Below are 21,142 nucleotides of genomic sequence, written 5' to 3' on the forward strand. Positions count from 1 at the left end.
TTGGGAGGCCAACCAAAATGAAAAAAGCAAATGTGTACGTGACGCTCCGTGAAAGTGTAATCGATCCTCAGGGGACTGCAGCCATCAACGTCCTCCACGCCAAAGGCCATGACAACGTAAAAGACGTCCGCATCGGCAAATACATCGAACTGACCATCGAAGACACGGGGCAAGATCTCGACACGGCCGTCAGGGAAATGTGTGAAAAGCTCTTCGTAAACACCAACGTCGAAGACTACCGGTACGAAGTGCTGGAGGTTGAAGAGGCATGAAATTCGCCGTCATTCAATTTCCCGGATCCAGCTGCGACCTCGACCTCTACCATGCCGTAACCGACGTTCTTGGAGAAAAGGCGGAATACGTCCCTCACCATGAAACGGACCTGTCCGCCTATGACGCTATCCTCCTGCCGGGCGGCGCTTCCTACGGCGACGCCGTGCGTGCGGGAGCCCTTGCGCGGACAGCACCTGTCATGGAAGGAATCATCGCTGCAGCGAAAGAAGGCAAGCCCGTCCTCGGGGTGGGCAACGGCTTCCAGATCCTGACGGAAGCGGGCCTGCTGCCGGGCGCATTCCTTAAGAACCGTGACCAGAAATTCATCTGCCGCAACGTCAAAGTCCAGGTCGTGAACAACCGCACCCTGTTCACAAGCGAGTACACCGAGGGCGAGGAGCTCAACATCCCGATCGCCCACGGCGAAGGCAATTTCTACTGCGATGAAGAGACCTACGGCCGACTCAAAGAAAACAACCAGATTGTCTTTGTTTACTCGGACGGCAATCCGAACGGATCCGTCGGTGACATCGCGGGCCTCGTGAACGAAAAGGGCAATGTTCTCGGCATGATGCCCCACCCTGAGCGGGCTGCCGAGTCCATCCTGGGCTCCGAAGACGGACTGAACGTATTCAAATCGATTGTGAATGAGTGGAGGGAATCCCATGCCAACCAAGCTTGAGCCGACGGCGGAACAAATCCGCGATGAACAGATCTACGCACAGATGGGCATGACCACGGAAGAATTCGAAATGGCGGTCAAGCTTCTCGGACGCCTGCCGAACTATACGGAAACCGGCCTGTTCTCCAGCATGTGGTCGGAGCACTGCTCGTATAAGAGCTCCAAGCCCGTTCTCCGCAAGTTCCCGACCGAAGGCCCACAGGTTCTCATGGGACCCGGCGAAGGCGCGGGCATCGTCGACATCGGCGATAACCAGGCAGTCGTCTTCAAGATGGAGTCGCACAACAGCCCATCGGCGATCGAGCCGTATGAAGGGGCAGCGACCGGCGTGGGCGGGGTTCTCCGTGACGTCTTCTCGATGGGCGCCCAGCCGATTGCGGCAGTGAACTCGCTCCGGTTTGGTGAACTCGACAACGACCGTGACCGCTGGCTGTTCGAGGAAGCCGTCGCGGGAATCGCCGGCTACGGCAACCGCATCGGCATTCCGACAGTCGCCGGTGAAATCCAGTTCGACCCTTCCTATGCAGGAAAGCCGCTCGTCAACGCGATGGCAATCGGCCTTCTTAACCACGAAGACATCCAGCGCGGCTTGGCTGCCGGCGTCGGCAACACCGTCATGTATGTCGGCGCGAAAACTGGCCGCGACGGAATCCACGGCGCAACTTCCTCGTCGGAAGAAATTTCGGATGACCCGGGCAAGGAACGCGCGCCGGTCCAGGCGGGCGATCCGTTTACTGAAAAACTCCTCATGGATGCATGCCTTGAACTCGTCAAATCCGACGCGCTTATCGGCATCCAGGACATGGGAGCTGCCGGCCTGACGTCTTCTTCCGCCGAAATGGCTTCGAAGGCGGGCTTCGGAATCGAGATGAACCTTGATCTCGTCCCTCAGCGCGATGAAGACATGACTGCCTACGAAATGATGCTTTCCGAATCCCAGGAGCGCATGCTGATCGTCGTGCAGAAAGGCCGTGAGCAGGAAGTCATCGACCTGTTCTCCAAGTACGATCTTGAAGCGGTATCGATCGGTCATGTCACAGAAGACAAGATGCTGCGCCTGCTCCACAAAGGTGAAGTCGTCGCGGAAGTCTCTGCCGATGCGCTTGCAGAGGATGCACCGGTCTACCACAAGCCGTCCCGCGAGCCGGAATACTTCCGCGAATTCCAGGAGATGGAGCAGCAGGAGCCGGAAGTGGACGACTACAGTGAAACACTGGCTTCCCTCCTGAAGCAGCCTACGATCGCGTCGAAGGAATGGGTGTACAGCCAGTTTGACCATCAGGCGCGCACCAACACGGTCGTTGCCCCGGGTTCGGATGCTGCTGTCGTGCGTGTCCGCGGTACCGAGAAGGGCCTGGCCATCACCGCCGACTGTAACTCCCGCTACATCTATCTTGATCCGGAAACAGGCGGAAAGATCGCGGTCGCTGAAGCGGCGCGGAACATCATCTGCTCTGGCGGCAAGCCGCTTGCCATCACGGACTGCCTGAACTTCGGCAGCCCGGATAATCCGGAGATCTTCTGGCAGCTGGAAAAGTCGGCAGACGGCATCAGCGCGGCCTGCCTCGCACTCGACGCGCCGGTCATCAGCGGGAACGTCTCCCTTTACAACGAACGCGCCGGCAAGCCGGTCTACCCGACACCGACAATCGGCATGGTCGGCCTCGTCGAGAACCTGGAACACACGACGACTCAGGTTGCGAAAGCGGCCGGGGACATGGTTTACCTGATCGGCGAGACAAAAACCGAATTCGGCGGTTCCGAGCTGCAGAAAATGCTGAACGGCGGCAAGATTTCCGGCAAGGCGCCGGCAATCGACCTCGATGTGGAAGCATCCCGCCAGGAAGCGCTCCTCGCGGCAATCCGTGAAGGCATCGTCCGCTCCGCGCATGATGTCGCGGAAGGCGGCGTCGCAGTGGCGCTTGCCGAGAAGGTGTTCGGTACCGGGCTCGGCGCTGATGTGAAACTCGAAGGCTCCGCCGTCACTGCACTCTTTAGTGAAACACAGTCCCGCTTTATCGTGACCGTCAAGCCGGAGCACGCGGCCCGCTTCGAAGAACTGGCTGCAGATGCACGGAAAATCGGTGAAATCACGCAAGCGGGACGCCTGGTCATCCGCGACACAGAAGGCAATCCGTTGGTCGACCAGGACGTCTCCCTGCTCGAATCCGCCTGGAAAGGGGCGATCCCGTGCTTAGTGAACTCAGAGGGCTAAATGAAGAATGCGGCGTGTTCGGCATCTGGGGCCATGACAATGCGGCCCAGATGGCGTACTACGGCCTTCATGCCCTCCAGCACAGGGGGCAGGAAGCAGCCGGGATCTGCACGGTGCATGACGACCATCTGCTCGTTGAAAAAGGGGAAGGGCTTGTCAACGACGTGTTCCAGGGCGACCGGCTAAACAAGCTGCCGGGCCATGCGGCGATCGGCCATGTCCGCTACACGACGGATGGCGGGCGCGGCATCGAGAACGTCCAGCCTCTTGTGTTCCGCTCGACAACAGGCAGCCTGGCGATTGCGCACAACGGCAACGTCACGAATGCGGGCGAACTCAAGCGCCATCTTGAGCGCCAGGGCAGCATCTTCCAGTCGACTTCCGACACGGAAGTGCTTGCCCATCTGATCAAGAAAAACATCAGCTATCCGCAAAACGAGCGGCTGAAAAAGGCACTTGCCCAATTGCAGGGCGCTTTTGCCTTCGTCCTCCTGACCGAGGATGCCCTTTATGTCGCGCAGGACCCGAACGGCATGCGCCCGCTGTCCCTCGGCTGCATCGGCGGGGAAACGTGGGTCGTTGCATCCGAGACGTCTGCGTTCGACCTGATCGGCGCGGAGACGGTGCGTTCGGTCGAGCCGGGTGAGCTCGTCATCATCGATGACAACGGCATCCGGAGCGACCGCTTCGCACCGAAGGCGAATCGTGCCATCTGCTCGATGGAATATATTTATTTCTCCCGTCCCGATTCCGACATCGACGGCATCAACATCCACATGGCCAGGAAGCGCCTCGGCAAGCGGCTTGCGCAGGAAGTCACCATTGATGCGGATGTCGTCACGGGCGTGCCGGACTCCAGCATTTCCGCAGCAATCGGATTTGCGGAGGAAAGCGGCATCCCGTACGAGATGGGCCTGATCAAGAACCGCTATGTCGGCCGGACATTCATCCAGCCGTCCCAGGAACTGCGGGAGCGCGGAGTGAAGATGAAGCTGTCTCCGGTCCGTCAGGTTGTCGAGGGCAAGCGGGTCGTCATGGTCGACGACTCGATCGTCCGGGGCACCACTTCGAAGCGGATCGTCAAAATGCTGCGTGACGCGGGCGCGAAGGAAGTCCACGTCGCGATCAGCGCACCGCCGCTGATCTCACCGTGCTTCTACGGCGTCGATATCAGCACCGACTCCGAACTGATCGCGACAGGGCGCACGCCGGAAGAAATCTGTGAACTGATCGGGGCGGACTCGCTCCAGTTCCTGTCGGCGGAAGGGCTGATCGAAGCGGTCGGACGGAACGACCAAGATCCGAACCGGGGCCACTGCCTCGGATGTTTCACAGGCAATTACCCGACGGACATCTTCGCGGACACGAAACTGCCGCATGAAAAGGAACTCGTTTAAGAGGAGGCCACTGGCATGTCAAAAGCATATGAACAGGCCGGCGTAAACATCGAAGCCGGATATGAGTCGGTCGAGCGGATGAAATCCCATGTCGCCCGTACAGAGCGAAAGGGTGTCATGGGGGCGTTCGGCGGATTCGGCGGGATGTTCGACCTGTCCGAGCTCGGCTACAGCCAGCCGGTCCTCGTTTCGGGGACAGACGGCGTCGGCACGAAGCTGAAAGTCGCCTTTATGGCGGACAAGCATGACACAATCGGCGTCGACTGCGTCGCGATGTGTGTGAATGATATCGTCGCACAGGGCGCGGAGCCGCTTTATTTCCTCGACTATGTCGCACTCGGCAAAGCCGTACCGGCACGGGTCGAAGCGATCGTCAAGGGAGTCGCCGATGGCTGCGTCCAGGCAGGGGCGGCGCTGATCGGCGGCGAGACGGCGGAGATGCCGGGTCTGTATGACGAGGACGAATACGACCTCGCAGGATTCGCTGTCGGCGCTGCCGAGAAGAAGAATATTGTGACCGGCGAAAAGGTCGCAGAAGGCGACGTCCTCGTCGGCATCGCGTCCAGCGGCATTCACTCAAACGGCTACTCGCTCGTCCGGAAAATTGTCTTCGATCAAACTGGTGTCAAAGCGGACGAACCGGTTCCCGGGTATGAGGAGCTGGGGAGTTCGGCGGAAGCGCTGCTGACCCCGACGAAGATTTACGCAAAGCCGGTTCTTGAGATGGCACGGAGCCTGGACGTCCACGGCATGGCGCACGTGACAGGCGGCGGATTCTATGAGAACGTCCCGCGCATGCTGCCGGAAGGCTTGGCTGCCGAGATCGACCTCGGCTCGTGGGAAGTGCTCCCGGTGTTCCGCATGCTGAAGGAAAAAGGGCAGCTTGCCGACCGTGACCTGTACTCCGTCTTTAACATGGGCATCGGATTCATCGTCGCCCTGCCCGAGTCGGAAGCGGCGGAAGCGATCCGCATTGCGGAAGCCCACGGCGAGAAGGCGTCGGTCATCGGCCGCGTTGTTGCGGGCGAAGGTGTCCGCTTTAACGGCGAACATGACGGCACGCTTGCGGGAGGTCCGGAAGCATGAGCCGGAAACCGCGTATCGCCGTCTTCGCATCGGGAAGCGGTTCGAACTTCGAAGCGATCGCCCAGGCGGCGGCAGACGGCGAGCTGGAAGCGGAAGTCGTGCTTCTCGTCACCGACAAGCCGCTCGCCAAAGTGATGGAGCGGGCGGAGCGGTTCCGCATCCCGTCTGTCGCCTTTAATCCGAAAGCCTACCCGGACAAGGCTGCCTATGAGCAAACCGTCCTCGGGCGGCTACAGGAAGAGGAAGTGGACTGGATCGCCCTGGCCGGCTATATGCGCCTGATCGGCCCTACACTGCTCGACGCCTATCCGAACCGCATCATCAACATCCACCCGTCGCTCCTCCCGGCCTTTCCGGGCAAGGACGCGATCGGCCAGGCGATGGACGCCGGAGTGGACGTAACCGGCGTCACCGTCCACTACGTCGACGAAGGGATGGACACCGGCCCGGCGATTCTTCAGCGCGAAGTCCCCGTTGTGGCGGGTGACCGCGAGAAGACCGAAGCCGCCATCCATGCGGTCGAGCACGATCTTTATAAGGAAGCTTTGCGGAAAGTGCTGGCGGAAAGTGCGGTTACGGAATAGGGCGTGTCTTGGGCGAGAGTGACGATTGCCCGCCTGAGAGTGATGATTCGTCCTGTGAGAGTGACGATTGCCCGCCTGAAAGTGACGATTCGCCATCCGAAAGTGACGAACCGCTCCGCTTCTGAATCTGACGACGACTTTACAACAGCCGCCGGCACCCAAAAAGCCGGCGTTCTGATTTACATAAGGAGGCCCCAACCGTGAAAAAACGAGCATTGCTCAGCGTATCGGATAAATCCGGTGTCCTCGAGTTCGCGAAAGAACTTGAAGGGCTCGGCTATGAAATCCTGTCGACCGGCGGGACGATGAACCATCTGAAGGAAAACGGCGTCGCCGTCACCGCAGTCGGGGATGTGACCGGCTTCCCGGAAATCCTCGGGGGACGCGTCAAGACGCTCCATCCGTATATCCACGGCGGCCTGCTCGCCAAGCATGACGACCCGGGACACCAGGCCGAACTGGAGGAGCACGGAATCCTTCCGATCGACATCGTCTGTGTGAACCTGTACCCGTTCAAGTCGACGATCTCGAAGCCGGATGTGACGGTCGAAGACGCCATCGAGAATATCGACATCGGCGGCCCGACGATGCTGCGCGCATCCGCGAAGAACCACGCGTATCTCACCGTGCTCGTCGACTCGGCGGATTACCCGGCGGTTTTGGAAGAGCTGAAAAATGACGGGGCGACGACTTCTGAAACCCGCCGCCGGCTTGCGGCAAAAGTGTTCCGTCATACAGCCGCTTACGATGCGCTCATCTCCGGCTACCTGACCGAGCTTTCCGGAGAGGAATTCCCGGAAAGCGTCACGATGACCTACGAACTCAAACAGCCGCTCCGCTACGGCGAGAACCCGCACCAGAAAGCGGCATTCTACAGCCGTCCGCTCGGCGGGCAGTTCTCGATCGCCCGCGCGGAACAGCTTCACGGGAAGGAACTCTCCTACAACAATATCCAGGACGCCAATGCCGCGATCGGCATCGTCCGCGAATTCAGCGAGCCGGCAGCTGTTGCGGTCAAGCACATGAACCCTTGCGGCGTGGGAACAGCGGCAACACTTTCCGATGCGTTCAAGGCAGCCTACGAAGCGGATCCTGTCTCAATTTTCGGCGGCATCATCGCGCTGAACCGGGAAATCGATGCGGCGACGGCCGAGCAGCTGGCGGGCATCTTCCTCGAGATCATCATCGCGCCCGCCTACACGGACGAGGCATTCGAGATCCTCACCCAGAAGAAGAATATCCGTCTCCTGAAACTGGACGGGGCGGAAGGCAAGCGCGACGAGTGGGCGACCGTTTCCGTCGAGGGCGGCCTCCTCATGCAGAATCCGGACACCGAGTCACTGGAGGACGCGGATATTAAAGTTGCGACCAAGCGCAAGCCGACCGAAGAAGAATGGGAAGCGCTGAAGCTTGGCTGGAAAGTCGTCAAGCACGTGAAGTCGAACGCCATTGTCGTCTCGGACGCCAACCGCACGCTCGGCGTCGGTGCCGGACAGATGAACCGTGTCGGTGCGGCCAAGATTGCACTTGAGCAGGCAGGCGACCGCGCGAAAGGCGCAGGCCTTGCATCCGACGCATTCTTCCCGATGGACGATACCGTCGAAGCGGCTGCGAAAGCCGGCATCACGGCAATCATCCAGCCGGGCGGCTCGAAGAAGGATGAAGACTCCATCAAGAAAGCCGATGAATACGGCATCGCGATGGTCTTCACCGGCATCCGCCACTTCAAGCACTGATTCCCGGCGGGCCGAGTGTTAAGCAAACGACCTCACCAATCAAGAAAAACAACCTGCCGGCTGTGCAGGTTGTTTTCATAAGGAGTGACCCCAAATGGATGTACTCGTCATCGGAAGCGGCGGCCGCGAGCACGCGCTCGTCCGCCAGTTTAAAAAGTCCCCGTCGGTGGGCAAGGTTTACGTCGCGCCGGGCAATGACGGCATGCGGGATGACGCCGAAATTGTCCCGATCGGTGTCATGGAATTCGGCAAGCTCGCAGAGTTTGCGAAAGAAAAAAACATCGGCCTGACATTTGTCGGGCCTGAGCAGCCGCTTGCCGGCGGCATCGTCAATCACTTTCAGGAGGCGGGCCTGCGCATCTTCGGACCTGACAAAGCAGCCGCCCGGCTTGAAGGCTCCAAGGCATTTGCCAAAGAGCTCATGAAGAAATACAACATCCCGACTGCGAAGTACGAGACGTTTACCGATGCGGAGCAGGCAAAAGAATACATCCGCGAACAGGGTGCGCCAATCGTCATCAAGGCTGACGGGCTCGCGGCAGGGAAGGGTGTCGTCGTCGCGATGACAATGGATGAAGCGCTCGCGGCAGTCGACGACATGATCGGCGGACGCAAGTTCGGCGACTCCTCCTCCCGTGTCGTCATCGAGGAATTCCTCGACGGGGAAGAGTTCAGCTACATGTCGTTCGTCCACGGCGGCAAGATTTTCCCGATGCCGATGTCGCAGGACCATAAGCGTGCGTTCGACAATGACGAAGGACCGAACACGGGCGGCATGGGCGCCTATTCTCCGGTTCCGCATTTGCCGGAAGAAGCCGTCCGCACAGCACACGAACAGATCGTCGAAGCGACCGTCCGCGCGATGGACGCGGAAGGCACGCCGTTCACGGGAATTCTTTACGCCGGCCTGATCCTCACCGGAGACGGCCCGAAAACGATCGAATTCAACGCCCGCTTCGGAGACCCCGAAACCCAGGTCGTCCTGCCGCAGCTGAAATCCGATCTTGCGGAATTCCTGGTCGGACTGCTTGACGGCAACCCGATTGAACCGGAATGGGAAGGAGGCGCCCGCCTCGGCGTCGTGATCGCCGCGGACGGTTATCCGGGCGACGTTCAGAAAGGCGCACTGCTTCCGGACCTGAAACCACTTGAGGAAGCCGGCCTCGATGTGTTCCACGCCGGAACAAAAGCGGAAGGCGGACGCTTCGCAGGAAGCGGCGGCCGCGTCATCCTCGTCTCGGCGGAAGGCGAAAGCCTCCGGGAAGCAAGCGAAAAAGCATACGCTGCGCTTGATTCGATGGAATGGAACGGATTCTTCTACCGCTCCGACATCGGAAAACGCGCGATGAAATGAGAAACAAGCCGTCCCGTGATTGATGGGGCGGCTTTTGGTTTAATGATTCATTTCAACCCTTACAACATTCAGAAAAATGCGATAGAATAGGACTGACGGAGAACATAAGAAAAACGGACGGGCATTGCCGTCCGCCGGTTTTCAGATTGATTGCATCGGGTCTTTTTTCTGGCCTTGCCCTGATCCGACACCATTTTTGTAAGCGGATTCATTCTGTCCGGAGGGGACGTTCCGTTCCGACCCGGCCCCGTCAAAACCGCCGTATGAAAATGCCTGGATTTTCTCGCCGGATTCACCGGACTCTGTTCCGCCTGCGGAAATGGCCGGCAGCGTTCCGCCGCTGACTTCCGGCTTCATCAGGGCGTCCATGCCGCCGCTCATCATTTCCTTCATCGGGCAATAGCGGGCGATGCCTTCCGCGGTCTTGCAGGCGCCGGACAGGACAAGGATCGGGCCGGCCATGCTGCGGGGATCCTTAATCATGCGCGTCGTGCCCCAGGCAAGCATCGCGAGTCCGGAGCTGATGCGGAGGTAGGCGCTTTTCGTACCGACGTTGATCGTCTGGTCAGTTGGTTTCATAGAAAACTTCTCCTTCCGAACACACGGTTTCGGCCGCGTGCCTTTTTTTCACTTTCACACTGTGATAAGATGAAGTAACAGATAGATAAGTCAGGGGGCAGCGACGATGGCTCAAGCACCATGGAAAATCAGGGAGCTCCGTAACCACACTGCGGTCATCGACGGCAGGCGGGCACCGGATCTCCTGATCACGAATGCTACATACCTGCACGGGATCCTGAAAAAGTGGATTTCCGGCAACATCTGGATTTCGGGCGACCGGATCGTTTATGCGGGTCCGGACATGCCGAAAAAAACGGAAGGCACGGAAGTGATCGATGCGTCCGGCAAGGTGATCGTGCCGGGGTATATCGAGCCGCATGTGCATCCGTACCAGTTATATAATCCCCAATCTTTTGCGGAATATGCATTACGCCGGGGAACGACGACCTTTATCTCGGACAACAGCGTTCTATTTTTGACGATGGAGAATTGGAAAGCGTTTGCAATCCTTGACCAGCTGAAGGCTTTGCCGTTTTCGTTCTACTGGTGGTCCCGGTTTGATTCGCAGACTCAGATGGATAGAGAAGAGGAGCTGTACTCAACCCAGTCTGTCGGTGAATGGATCGCGCGTCCGGACGTCCTCATGGGCGGCGAACTCACCGCCTGGCCGCGGCTTGTCGCGGGCGACGACCAGATGCTGTACTGGATGCAGAACGCCAAGCAGTCCGGCATGAAAATCGAGGCGCATCTTCCGGGGGCTTCCGAGCGGACGCTCGCTCGGCTCCGCCTGCTCGGGGCGGACGGCGACCATGAGGCGATGACAGCGGAAGAAGTGGAACGGCGCATCCTGCAGGGCTACGCCGTGACGCTACGCTATTCCTCAATCCGGCCGGACCTTCCGGAGATGCTGAAAGGGATCCTTGAGAAGGACCTCGACATCTTTGACCACCTCATGATGACGACCGACGGCTCGACGCCTTCGTTCCACGAGGACGGCGTCATGGACAAGTGCATCCGGGCTGCGATGGATGTCGGCGTCAGGCCGGAAGATGCGTATGCAATGGCAACATACAACATTGCGCGCTATTACGATATGGAGAACCTGCACGGCCTGATCGCAACCGGGCGCTATGCAAACCTGAACTTCCTGGAGAGCCCGGACAACCCGGTACCGACCGATGTCCTGTCCAAAGGTGTGTGGATGAAGCGGGACGGAGAAGACGCTTATGAATTCCCGGAAATCGACTGGTCGTGGCTCGAGCCATACAATCCGCCGTACGAGCTGGATGAAAACGATTTCCAATTCTCGTTCCCATTCGGAATCGAGATGGTGAACGACGTCATCACGAAGCCGTACAGTGTCGATGTCGACCCGTCGGATCAGAGGCTGCCGTCCGGTCAGGACCAAAGCTTCCTGCTCCTGATCGACCGGGAGGGCAATTGGCGGGTGAACACGCTCATCAAAGGATTCGCCGACGATGTTCTCGGGTTCGCTTCGTCCTATTCGAACACCGGCGACATCATCATGATCGGCAAGAACATGGCCGACATGAAGCTGGCGTTCGACCGCCTGAAAGAAATCGGCGGAGGGATGGCGCTGGCCGAGAACGGAAAAATCATCTCAGAACTTCCGCTCACGCTCGGCGGCCTCATGTCGGATCTCCCGATGGACAAACTGATCAGCCAGGAAACAAAACTCAAAGAGGAACTGAAGGCGCGCGGATACAAGCACGGTGATGCGGTCTACACGCTTCTGTTCCTCCAGGCGACGCATCTGCCGTATGTCCGCATCACACAAAAAGGCATTTACGATGTCATGAACGGCAAAGTGATGTTCCCTGCACTCATGCGGTAGGACAAGGTCGGCATATACATGGATGACCGAGTTCAAGCATAGGGGGAACCAATTTGAAGAAAAGGAACTGGATCGCGGCGGCTGCCGTCTCGATGTTTCTAGCCGGCTGTTCGGAAAGCACAGATGATGGGCCCGGCTCCGAAAAATCGGAGGAGGCCGTTGCAGACGTCACCTATACCGAGCCGTTCACGGGGATGGAGGCCGAAGAGATTCCGGATATGCGCCCGGTGATGGCGACCATCAATAACCATCCGAAAGCGCGGCCCCAGTCAGGCCTTTCGGAAGCGGATGTCGTCTATGAAATGCTGGCCGAAGGAGACATTACCCGGCTCCTTGCGCTTTACCAGTCGGAGCTTCCGGAATCGATCGGGCCGGTGCGGAGCGCCCGCGATTATTTCGTGGAACTGGCGGCGGCCCACAATGCGCTTTATCTTGCACACGGCTACAGCCCGGATGCGGAGGCGCTGCTTGGCACGGGCACAGTCGACCACCTGAACGGCATGCGCTTTGACGGGACGTTGTTCAAGCGCTCGCCTGACCGGGTTGCGCCGCACAATTCGTATATCACCGGAGACGCGGTGATGGAGGGCGCCTTGGACAGCGGTTTCCGGATGGACAGGCCGGATTCGCCGGACTGGGTGTTTGACTCCTCGCCTCCTGCCGGCGGTGAACCGGCCGGTGAGACGGAAGTGACCCATGGTGCCGATTCCAATTTCACGAGCCGCTATGCGTTCGACTCCGCCGAAAGCATGTATTCACGGGAATCCGGCGGGGCGGAAACGGTGGACCTGGATGATGGCGAGGCGGTCCGCCTGTCGAATATACTCGTCCTCCAAGTCCCTCACCGCACCATTGACGGGAAGGGCCGGCGGGCACTTGACCTGGAGGCGGGCGGCACCGCGCTCGTCTTCCGGGACGGCAACGTTTATGAAATGTTATGGGAAAGCCGCGGCGGCATCCCGACTGTCACGGACGGATCCGGACCGTTCCCGCTCGCGCCGGGCAAGACGTGGATCCACTTCGTGCCCGAAACACCTTCACAGCATGTGACCTATACACCGTAAGTGATTGAACAGAGATAAAGGAGGTGCCGATATGGCACTCGAAAAGCTGCGCGGCCCACAGACCGACGCCCTGTTTGAGGCAATCCTCGAACTGCGAGATCTGGACGAATGCTACCGCTTCTTTGACGACCTCGCGACCATCAGCGAGGTCCAGTCGCTCTCACAGCGGCTGAATGTCGCGCGGATGCTGAAAATGGGCTATACCTACGAAAACATCAAGAACGAAACTGGCGCCTCCACCGCCACCATCTCCCGCGTCCGCCGCTGCTTCGACTACGGCTCCGGCGGCTACGGTGAGATCCTGGCTCGCATGGAGGAAAAGGAAAAAGAGGAAGAGGAGGCGTAATTGCCTTCTCTTTTTCGTTTCGGAAGGGAGGGGCAGGATGCGGAGGCTGGAAATCTGGCCCTATCAGAAAGAGTGGGCGCTGCAATTCAAAGAGGCATCCGAAAAGCTGAAAGGGGTTTTGGGAGATGTACTGATGGACATCCAACACATCGGCAGCACATCGATCCCGGGGATGGCCGCCAAACCGGTGATCGATATTCTTGCAGAAGTGCGTGATATCGGAGAAGTGGATGCATTTGTTTCTGAAATGGAACGTGCGGGATTTGTGCCGAGGGGAGAGCACGGTATTCCCGGAAGGCGGTATTTTGTCAGGGCAACGGAAAATGTCCACACTCATCATGTTCATGTGTTCGGAAAAGGATCGGAACACGTAATGCGCCATCTCGCATTCCGTGATTATCTCAGGGAGTATCCCGATGAAGCGGAGCGGTACCACAACCTGAAAATGCAGCTTGTAGACGATGGCGTGGAGGACGTTAAACTTTACCAGGATCTGAAAGCACCAACGGTCCTTGAATTGCAGGAGAGAGCTGAAAAGTGGATGGACGGTCGGAAAGGCAAGACGCCCTGACTCAAATCAGTCGGGGCGTCTTTTTCATGATGTCGGCTATGATCGAATTCACGATATGCAGGGAGTCCCATTCTCCGCCTGAAACGTTGATGATCGGGTAGTCTTTCGGGTACAGGGACTTTCGGATTTCTTCAGCCGGCAGTCCTTTTTTGTGGAGCGTTTCCACTTCGCTATAAATATACTCAAGATGGTCCAGCTTTTGCCGCAGTTTATCTTGGCCATCCGCCACATAGCCGGCATGGCAGCAGAACAGCGGCCCGAAGTCGAGAGAAAGCAGCCTGCGGATCGAGTCCATCCGCTCAGGAATCGATTCATCCGCCATAATGACCTTTGTCTTTGTTGCGACGAAAAGGTCACCTGAGAAGAGAGTGCCTGTTTGCGGGTTAAACAAGCTGATATGATCCGCCGCATGCCCCGGCGTTTCAATCACTGTCCACTCGTGCGTGCGGGAACGGAGGGGATCGGGAATCGGCCGGGCTTTGAAGGGCTTGCGCTTTCCCCAGACCGCCTGACGGTATGCCGGATACGGCGTGTCCTCGGCACAGATATCGATTCCTTTCTCATGAATGAAGACCGGTACATCCCGGCGCCCAAGGATGGCCGGCACATTCCCGGAATGGTCTTCGTGGCTATGTGTCAGGACAATCTGATCGAATGATGCCTGTTCAAGATACGGCATGAGATCAGCTTCAAGTGATTGCGGCCCGGTGTCGACCAGCAGGCCATCCGTGAGAAAAGCAAACACCTTTCCCATGACGGGGTGCGTCAATTCAAGACAGGTCACGCCATCGTGTTCATACGAACGGAGCAAAACCTTCACTTCCTTTTTGGTGAATAGTCATTCATTTCAAGAAGTTCGAGAAAGTTTGCGGGATTCCTGCTTTAATAGAGAGAGGGAGATTGTGAAGGGGGAAAAGTCTTGAAAGAAAGGTCTTGGATCAGGCGTTTTGTCGATACCGCCAGAGGAACCTTCGAGTTTTTTGAATTTGGGGAGGGGCCGCTGTTAGCCGCCACCCACCTCTACAGTGAATTTGATGAAAGAGGCCATACTTTTGCCGCTCCTTTTTCTGAACATTATCATGTTTACCTGATTAACCTGCGCGGTGCCGGAAATTCTTGCCACGCCGAAGATCCGGAGGAATATAGCATGGATGCATCTGTTCTGGATCTTGAGGCAATCCGCAAAGCGCTGGGATGCAGGAGCTGGTCATTTGCCGGTCACTCTACAGGTGGAATGCTTGCACTGAAATACGCGATTGCCGCTCCCGATTCTTTGGAAAAAATCATCGCCGGAGGAACGGCGGCCAGTTATGAATACTGTATGGACCCGGATAGCATTTATTGCAAAGAAAATCTGCACTTCAGCCGGATAGTAGAAATAATGGACTTGCTTAACGATCCAGCCACCAACACAGAAAAGCGAAAAGCACTAAGCTTCGAGTGGGCGCTGATGTCTTATCATTCTGAGGAAAAACTTCTGCAGGCCATGAAGAAAATAAATAGTGGCAAGACAGTTGGCCAGCGTTTGGATTATTTCAGACAGCATGACTGCGCTCGCTTTGATGTTCGTAAGGAATTAAGGAGTGTTCAGACTCCGGCTTTTATTTATTGCGGTAATTACGACGCCCAATGCCCGCCGAAGTTTGGAAAAGAAGTTGCAAATCTGATGCCGAACGCTTCTTTTACACTTTTTAACCATAGCAATCATCATCCTTACGATGAAGAAGAAGAGGCTTTTCGGCGTTTCGTGAAAATGACAATTTAGTCTGGGGGAAAAGCATTATGAAAAACATTGCAGGAAAGACCATTGATGAATGGACCGGTGCCTATCCGGTTATCGGCGAGATGATGAAGGCGGAAGAAGTGTTTTGGGTTAACCCGGCATATGGGCCGGTCGGGGAGGCGGAGACCGGATTGTCGATTGATGATATGAAAGACGCCGAAGCGCGCCTGCGGCGGTTTGCGCCTTACATCGCGACGGTGTTTCCTGAGACGGGGCCTTCAGGCGGAATCATCGAATCGCCTTTAAAGGAAATCCCTGAAATGAAGAACTGGCTGGAACGGGAGGCGGGCGTCCGAATTCCGGGACAGCTGATGCTCAAGTGTGACAGCCATCTGCCGATTTCCGGTTCCGTGAAGGCGCGCGGCGGCATCTACGAGGTGCTGAAGCATGCGGAGGACCTGGCGATCGGGCATGGCCTCCTAAGCGAGTCAGATGATTATTCGGTGCTTGCCGAACCGCGTTTCCGCGAATTCTTCTCCAAGTATTCAATCACGGTCGGCTCCACCGGGAACCTCGGGCTCAGCATCGGCATCATGAGCGCCAAAATGGGCTTCCGCGTGACGGTGCATATGTCGAGTGATGCGAAAGAGTGGAAAAAGAACATGCTCCGTGAAAAGGGCGTGAACGTCGTCGAGCATCCGGACGATTACAGCAAGGCAGTTGAAGAGGGACGGCGCCAGTCGGAAGCGGACCCGAACGACCACTTCGTCGATGATGAAAACTCGAAGACCCTGTTCTTCGGCTATTCCGTCGCGGCACTGCGTCTGAAGGGGCAGCTTGAGGATCAGGGAATCGAAATCGGCGAGGAGCGGCCGCTGTTCGTCTATCTGCCGTGTGGTGTCGGTGGCGGGCCCGGTGGCATCGCGTTCGGGCTCAAGCAGGTGTTCGGCGATCATGTCCACTGCTTCTTTGCGGAGCCGACCCATGCCCCGTGCATGCTGCTCGGCCTCGTCACCGGCAAGCACGACGAAGTGTCGGTACAGGAATTCGGTCTGGACAACAAGACGGATGCGGACGGCCTCGCAGTCGGCCGCCCGTCAGGGTTCGTCGGCAAAGTGATGGAGCGGCTGCTCGCCGGTTCGTTTACCGTCAGCGATGACAAGTTGTATAGCCTTCTGGCGAAAATGAGCGAACTTGAAGGCATCCGGCTCGAGCCGTCCGCATTAGCCGGTGTGCCGGGGGCGGTGCATGTTGCCGAGTCCGGATTCGAGGCAGCGTTGCAACCGGGGATGACGGACCGGATGGACCGCGCCGTCCATATCGCCTGGGCGACCGGCGGGGGCATGGTGCCGGATGATGTGATGGAGTCGTATATTGAGAAGGGAAGAGAATAAAAGGATTGGGCGCCTGCCATGTGCCGGCGCTTTTGGCGTTCGTCTTGGGGAAAGCGCGCATAGGCTTGCCGCAAGCGCGCATAGAAACCGGCTGAGCGCGCATAGAACTGCTTCAACCGCGCATAACACCATTCAAACCGCGCATAGAAACCTATGCGCGGTCACGCGTTTTATTAACAATTTTCCCAAATAAGATGTAACTGCTTAACATCTTTGTAGGCTGTTTTGAATACAATTCTCGGTAGAGGTGATGTAAAGTGCCGAGAGTGAAATATAGGGAGAAGGACATCGATTTAATTGCACGAATGATGCGGGCAGAGGCTGAGGGTGAAGGGCGACTTGGGATGCTTATGGTTGGGAATGTCATTGTAAATCGAACTGTAGCTGATTGTTTAGATTTTAGGGATGTAAGAACCATAGAGGATGTAATTTTTCAGGTTCAAGGCGGAAATTATTCCTTTGAAGCAGTGCAAAAAGGTAATTTATTTTATAGTCCAGCAAGAGAAGTAGAGAGAAGATTGGCACGACAAGTAGTAAATTATTGGGGACAACATCCTTCTAAGTATGCTCTTTGGTATTTTAATCCGTATGCTCCGTGCCCGCCTACATGGTATGGGCAACCATTTTCAGGACAATTTAAACAACATTGTTATTATGAGCCACAGGCTAATACATGCGAAAGTGTTTATAGTTACTAAAAAAAGCTTGGTGAGGTTGTTGCTTGTTCTTCACATATGACTTTTGGCTGTATTCGTGATCTCGAAGTTCACCAAATCACCGGGCTTCTCTCATGGAGGAAGGCGGGCTGGGCGTGGGCATCGGACCCCCGCCATCCCGGCATCAGGCGCTATGTCGCCTGATGTACGCTTTGCCTTCGGACGAAAGGTCTCTCTCTCCCGTCTCACTCCACAAGAATACCCGCAATGAAACACTCCTTTCCGGACGGCTCCAAAACAGCCGCCGGATGGAGTCTTTTTTGTTATAATGGGGGGACGCAAACTATAGACAGGTGGTACTGCATCATGGAATTTCTAGAATGGCGGCATGTGTTTAAACTGGACCCGGCCAAGGAGATCAGTGATGAGGCGCTGGAGCGGTTGTGCGAGTCGGGGACGGACGGGCTGATCGTCGGCGGAACGGACGGCGTCACGCTCGATAATGTGCTGGCGCTTCTCATGAGGATCCGCAGGTATTCGGTGCCGGTCGTCCTCGAGGTGTCGGACGTGGAGGCGATCACGCCGGGCTTCGACGGCTTCCTCATTCCGACTGTCCTGAACACCGGCGACGCCTCGTGGATCAAGGGGCATCAGTTCGCGGCGATCCGGGAGTACGGCGACCTGATGGACTTCAGCGAGATCTTGGCGGAAGGCTATGTCATCCTGAATCCTGACTGCAAGGCGGCACAGCTTACCGGTGCTGATGCGCCCCTCGAAACAGAGGACGTTATCGCCTATGCCCGGCTCGCGGAGCATTTCTTCCGCTTGCCCGTCCTATACCTGGAGTACAGCGGCACTTATGGCGACCCGGAGACGGTGAGCCGCACGGCCCAAGTGCTGAAAGACACCCGCCTCGTTTACGGCGGCGGCATCCGCGGGACGGAACAGGCCGCAGAGATGGCGCGATACGCCGACACGGTCGTTGTCGGCAATATTGTGTATGACGACCTGAAAGCAGCTCTGAAAACCGTCCGCGCTGTGAAAGAAATGAAAAAGACTATTTGATATAAAAATAGAGCAGACTGGAGCCAAACTCCCGTCTGCTCGCACGCTTCATCAGAAAGGAGCCACCCATGGAAACCATCTCAAACAACCTCCTCAATGGCATGAACCCCGAACAGGCGAAAGCGGTCCGCACCACCGAAGGGCCGCTTCTCATCATGGCGGGAGCGGGATCCGGCAAGACGCGTGTCCTGACTCACCGGATCGCCTATCTGATCGTGGAGAAGCAGGTGTATCCTTCGAAGATCCTCGCGATCACGTTCACGAACAAGGCGGCACGCGAAATGCGGGAGCGGATCGATGGCCTGCTCGGGCCGGGCACGGGCGAGCGCATGTGGGTTTCGACATTCCACTCGATGTGCGTCCGGATCCTGCGCCGCGAGATCGACAGGATCGGCTACTCGAAAAACTTCTCGATCCTCGACGGCTCCGACCAGCTGACTGTCATCAAGAACATCCTGAAAGAGCAGAACCTTGACCCGAAGCAATATGAGCCGCGCTCGCTGCTCGGGACAATTTCAAATGCGAAAAACGAACTGATCGATGCAAAGTCATTCCAGGAGCAGGCGAATCCGTTTAACCCGTTTGAGAAAACGGCAGGAGAGGTGTATGCCGCCTACGAAAAACGTCTCAGGAAAAACCAGTCGCTCGACTTTGATGACCTGATCATGGTCACGATCAAGCTGTTCGAGCAGATGCCGGAAGTGCTTGAGTTCTATCAGAACAAGTTCCAGTACATCCACGTGGACGAGTATCAGGATACGAACCACGCGCAGTACAAACTGGTCCGCATGCTTGCCGACAAGTTCAAGAACCTGTGCGTCGTCGGCGATTCCGACCAGTCGATCTACAGATGGCGGGGGGCCGACATCGGCAACATCCTGTCGTTCGAGAAAGACTATCCGGACGCCAAAGTCATCATGCTCGAGCAGAACTATCGTTCCACACAGCGGATCCTGAAGGCGGCCAATGACGTCATCAAGAACAATGCGAGCCGCTACGACAAAAACCTCCGGACGGAAAACGCCGAAGGGGAGCACATCTACGTCTACAAAGCGTCCGATGAAAAGGACGAGTCCCAGTTTGTCGTCTCGAAGATTCTCGAGCTGCAGGAAAAGGAGAACCGCAAGCTCACCGACTTTGCGGTCCTTTACCGGACAAACGCCCAGTCTCGGATGATCGAGGAATACCTCGTCAAGTCGAACCTGGAATATACGATCGTCGGCGGCACGAAGTTCTACGACCGCAAGGAGATCAAGGACCTGCTTGCCTATCTCCGTCTGATTGCAAACAATGACGACGACCTGTCGCTTGCCAGGATCATCAATGAACCAAAGCGCAGCATTGGGGCGACGACATTCGATAAGATTGCGACTTACGCGATCCAGAACGACCTGTCAATCTTCGATGCACTTAAAGAAGTCGACTTTATCCCGGGCCTTCAGCCGCGGGCGATCAACCAGGCGGCCGAGTTCCGCGACCTGATCGCCGGATTCACGCAGATGCAGGAATACCTGTCGGTCACCGAACTCGTCGAGGAAGTGCTCGAGAAGTCCGGCTATCGCGCGATGCTGCACAATGAAAAGACGATCGAGTCGGAAAGCCGCCTCGAGAACATCAACGAATTCCTGTCCGTCACGGAGTCGTTCGAGAAGCGCGCCGATGAAGACGAGGGCGACAAGTCACTGGTCGCATTCCTGACCGACCTCGCGCTGATCGCGGACATCGACTCCCTTGATAAGGAAGAAAATGCGTCGAACGAGCAGATCGTCCTCATGACGATGCACTCGGCAAAGGGCCTCGAGTTCCCGGTCGTCTTCATCATCGGGATGGAAGAAAACGTCTTCCCGCACTCCCGTTCAATCGGAGACGACGAGGAAATGGAAGAAGAGCGGCGGCTGGCCTATGTCGGGATCACCCGGGCGGAGGAGAAGCTTTTCCTCACGGCCGCGCAGTATCGCACGCTCTACGGACGGACAAGCTATAACAGCCCGTCCCGTTTCATAAATGAAATCTCCCAGGACATCATCGAAACCGTCGGCGCCGGCGGCTCACAGCCGGACTACAGCCGCACGCCGATCTCCGGCGGCTTTGGCGGCCGCCCTGCGGCACGCCCTGCCGTCCGGCGCCCGGCCGCCCGTAAAAACGGCGCATCCGTCGGCTGGCAAGCCGGCGACAAAGCCAAACACAAAAAGTGGGGAGAAGGGATGGTCGTCAGCGTCCGCGGCCAAGGCGAAGACCAGGAACTCGACATCGCCTTCCCGGAACCGGTCGGCATCAAGCGCCTCCTCGCCAAATTCGCACCGATCGAGAAGGCTTAAGTGGGCGCGGAATTGCCACTAGGGGCTTGAAATTGCCGCATGGCTGCCCGTTTTGCCACATGGCACCCGGAGTTGCCACATGGCGCCCGGATTTGCCACATGGCTGCCCGATTTGCCACATGGCACCCGGAGTTGCCACATGGCGCCCGGAGTTGCCACATAGCGCCCGGAGTTGCCACATGGCGCCCGGAGTTGCCACATGGCGCCCGGAGTTGCCACATGGCGCCCGGAGTTGCCACATGGCGCCCGGAGTTGCCACATG

The 21,142-nt window shown here is 57.4% G+C and carries 20 protein-coding genes; 18 read left to right on the forward strand and 2 right to left on the reverse strand.

The window, feature by feature from the left end; all coding sequences use genetic code 11:
- The first annotated feature begins 17 nt into the window (after window positions 1–17).
- The 9 genes from purS (at window position 18) to purD (ending at window position 9,327) form a co-directional block, all read left to right on the forward strand.
- On the forward strand, window positions 18–272 hold the full coding sequence (gene purS / locus KHA84_RS11595) for a phosphoribosylformylglycinamidine synthase subunit PurS (RefSeq protein ID WP_063181450.1): 255 nt from the start codon (window positions 18–20) through the stop codon (window positions 270–272).
- On the forward strand, window positions 269–955 hold the full coding sequence (gene purQ / locus KHA84_RS11600) for a phosphoribosylformylglycinamidine synthase subunit PurQ (protein WP_213423680.1): 687 nt from the start codon (window positions 269–271) through the stop codon (window positions 953–955). Before purS ends, purQ begins: the two co-directional genes overlap by 4 nt.
- Complete coding sequence (gene purL, locus KHA84_RS11605; RefSeq protein ID WP_213423681.1) at window positions 939–3,170, forward strand: phosphoribosylformylglycinamidine synthase subunit PurL; 2,232 nt, start codon at window positions 939–941, stop codon at window positions 3,168–3,170. The genes purQ and purL overlap by 17 nt, the downstream gene beginning before the upstream one ends.
- Window positions 3,146–4,567, forward strand: coding sequence for an amidophosphoribosyltransferase (gene purF, locus KHA84_RS11610; protein WP_213423682.1), 1,422 nt, complete (start codon window positions 3,146–3,148; stop codon window positions 4,565–4,567). The genes purL and purF overlap by 25 nt, the downstream gene beginning before the upstream one ends.
- Before the next feature lie 15 nt (window positions 4,568–4,582).
- Window positions 4,583–5,653: a phosphoribosylformylglycinamidine cyclo-ligase gene (purM, locus tag KHA84_RS11615; RefSeq protein WP_213423683.1), complete on the forward strand. Its 1,071-nt coding sequence runs from the start codon at window positions 4,583–4,585 to the stop codon at window positions 5,651–5,653.
- Window positions 5,650–6,237: a phosphoribosylglycinamide formyltransferase gene (gene purN / locus KHA84_RS11620; protein WP_213423684.1), complete on the forward strand. Its 588-nt coding sequence runs from the start codon at window positions 5,650–5,652 to the stop codon at window positions 6,235–6,237. The genes purM and purN overlap by 4 nt, the downstream gene beginning before the upstream one ends.
- 3 nt (window positions 6,238–6,240) lie before the next feature.
- The gene (locus tag KHA84_RS11625; protein ID WP_213423685.1) at window positions 6,241–6,441 is read left to right on the forward strand and encodes a hypothetical protein; all 201 of its coding nucleotides are present in this window, start codon (window positions 6,241–6,243) and stop codon (window positions 6,439–6,441) included.
- Entirely contained in the window at window positions 6,438–7,973 is a 1,536-nt protein-coding gene (gene purH, locus KHA84_RS11630) for a bifunctional phosphoribosylaminoimidazolecarboxamide formyltransferase/IMP cyclohydrolase (RefSeq protein ID WP_213423686.1), read from the forward strand. Before KHA84_RS11625 ends, purH begins: the two co-directional genes overlap by 4 nt.
- 94 nt (window positions 7,974–8,067) lie before the next feature.
- Entirely contained in the window at window positions 8,068–9,327 is a 1,260-nt protein-coding gene (purD, locus tag KHA84_RS11635) for a phosphoribosylamine--glycine ligase (RefSeq protein ID WP_213423687.1), read from the forward strand.
- 141 nt (window positions 9,328–9,468) lie between these two features.
- On the opposite strand, the gene KHA84_RS11640 is transcribed toward purD, so the two are convergent.
- Complete coding sequence (locus tag KHA84_RS11640; RefSeq protein WP_213423688.1) at window positions 9,469–9,906, reverse strand: YgaP family membrane protein; 438 nt, start codon at window positions 9,904–9,906, stop codon at window positions 9,469–9,471.
- Window positions 9,907–10,012: 106 nt separating this feature from the next.
- Here KHA84_RS11640 and KHA84_RS11645 point away from each other — a divergent pair, with 106 nt between their 5' ends.
- From KHA84_RS11645 to KHA84_RS11660, 4 genes are read left to right on the forward strand one after another with little or no spacing between them, the layout of a single operon-like run.
- Window positions 10,013–11,743: an adenine deaminase C-terminal domain-containing protein gene (locus KHA84_RS11645; RefSeq protein ID WP_213423689.1), complete on the forward strand. Its 1,731-nt coding sequence runs from the start codon at window positions 10,013–10,015 to the stop codon at window positions 11,741–11,743.
- Window positions 11,744–11,796: 53 nt separating this feature from the next.
- On the forward strand, window positions 11,797–12,807 hold the full coding sequence (locus tag KHA84_RS11650; protein ID WP_213423690.1) for a DUF3048 domain-containing protein: 1,011 nt from the start codon (window positions 11,797–11,799) through the stop codon (window positions 12,805–12,807).
- A gap of 31 nt (window positions 12,808–12,838) precedes the next feature.
- Window positions 12,839–13,153, forward strand: a complete 315-nt coding sequence (locus tag KHA84_RS11655) for a YerC/YecD family TrpR-related protein (protein WP_213423691.1) — start codon at window positions 12,839–12,841, stop codon at window positions 13,151–13,153.
- 37 nt (window positions 13,154–13,190) lie between these two features.
- Window positions 13,191–13,724, forward strand: a complete 534-nt coding sequence (locus KHA84_RS11660) for a GrpB family protein (protein WP_213423692.1) — start codon at window positions 13,191–13,193, stop codon at window positions 13,722–13,724.
- A 1-nt stretch (window position 13,725) separates the two neighbouring features.
- Here KHA84_RS11660 and KHA84_RS11665 read toward each other — a convergent pair whose 3' ends face one another.
- A complete protein-coding gene (locus tag KHA84_RS11665) occupies window positions 13,726–14,535 on the reverse strand; it encodes an MBL fold metallo-hydrolase (RefSeq protein WP_213423693.1) in 810 nt (269 codons plus the stop codon).
- Between the two features lie 108 nt (window positions 14,536–14,643).
- On the opposite strand from KHA84_RS11665, the gene KHA84_RS11670 reads away from it, so the two are divergent.
- The 5 genes from KHA84_RS11670 (at window position 14,644) to pcrA (ending at window position 20,880) form a co-directional block, all read left to right on the forward strand.
- Window positions 14,644–15,489 (forward strand): alpha/beta fold hydrolase, encoded by an 846-nt coding sequence (locus KHA84_RS11670; protein ID WP_236823261.1) that lies wholly within the window; start codon window positions 14,644–14,646, stop codon window positions 15,487–15,489.
- Window positions 15,490–15,506: 17 nt separating this feature from the next.
- Window positions 15,507–16,841, forward strand: coding sequence for a D-serine ammonia-lyase (locus KHA84_RS11675; RefSeq protein ID WP_213423694.1), 1,335 nt, complete (start codon window positions 15,507–15,509; stop codon window positions 16,839–16,841).
- A 257-nt stretch (window positions 16,842–17,098) separates the two neighbouring features.
- Window positions 17,099–17,539, forward strand: a complete 441-nt coding sequence (locus tag KHA84_RS11680; protein WP_336511146.1) for a cell wall hydrolase — start codon at window positions 17,099–17,101, stop codon at window positions 17,537–17,539.
- Window positions 17,540–17,860: 321 nt separating this feature from the next.
- Window positions 17,861–18,562, forward strand: coding sequence for a heptaprenylglyceryl phosphate synthase (pcrB, locus tag KHA84_RS11685; RefSeq protein ID WP_419465603.1), 702 nt, complete (start codon window positions 17,861–17,863; stop codon window positions 18,560–18,562).
- A gap of 68 nt (window positions 18,563–18,630) precedes the next feature.
- Complete coding sequence (pcrA, locus tag KHA84_RS11690; RefSeq protein ID WP_213423696.1) at window positions 18,631–20,880, forward strand: DNA helicase PcrA; 2,250 nt, start codon at window positions 18,631–18,633, stop codon at window positions 20,878–20,880.
- Window positions 20,881–21,142: the final 262 nt, after the last annotated feature.

Origin of the sequence: Bhargavaea massiliensis (genome assembly GCF_018390575.1) — a bacterium.
GTDB classification, from domain to species: Bacteria; Bacillota; Bacilli; order Bacillales_A; family Planococcaceae; genus Bhargavaea; species Bhargavaea massiliensis.

Excerpts from the sequence above, each read along its gene's own strand:
- KHA84_RS11655 (WP_213423691.1), top strand. The coding sequence starts at position 12,839 with ATGGCACTCGAAAAGCTGCGCGGCCCACAGACCGACGCCCTGTTTGAG.
- KHA84_RS11675 (WP_213423694.1), top strand. The coding sequence starts at position 15,507 with ATGAAAAACATTGCAGGAAAGACCATTGATGAATGGACCGGTGCCTAT.
- purN (WP_213423684.1), top strand. The coding sequence starts at position 5,650 with ATGAGCCGGAAACCGCGTATCGCCGTCTTCGCATCGGGAAGCGGTTCG.
- purQ (WP_213423680.1), top strand. The coding sequence starts at position 269 with ATGAAATTCGCCGTCATTCAATTTCCCGGATCCAGCTGCGACCTCGAC.
- purS (WP_063181450.1), top strand. The coding sequence starts at position 18 with ATGAAAAAAGCAAATGTGTACGTGACGCTCCGTGAAAGTGTAATCGAT.
- KHA84_RS11640 (WP_213423688.1), bottom strand. The coding sequence starts at position 9,906 with ATGAAACCAACTGACCAGACGATCAACGTCGGTACGAAAAGCGCCTAC.
- KHA84_RS11645 (WP_213423689.1), top strand. The coding sequence starts at position 10,013 with ATGGCTCAAGCACCATGGAAAATCAGGGAGCTCCGTAACCACACTGCG.
- pcrA (WP_213423696.1), top strand. The coding sequence starts at position 18,631 with ATGGAAACCATCTCAAACAACCTCCTCAATGGCATGAACCCCGAACAG.
- purL (WP_213423681.1), top strand. The coding sequence starts at position 939 with ATGCCAACCAAGCTTGAGCCGACGGCGGAACAAATCCGCGATGAACAG.
- purM (WP_213423683.1), top strand. The coding sequence starts at position 4,583 with ATGTCAAAAGCATATGAACAGGCCGGCGTAAACATCGAAGCCGGATAT.
- purD (WP_213423687.1), top strand. The coding sequence starts at position 8,068 with ATGGATGTACTCGTCATCGGAAGCGGCGGCCGCGAGCACGCGCTCGTC.
- KHA84_RS11660 (WP_213423692.1), top strand. The coding sequence starts at position 13,191 with ATGCGGAGGCTGGAAATCTGGCCCTATCAGAAAGAGTGGGCGCTGCAA.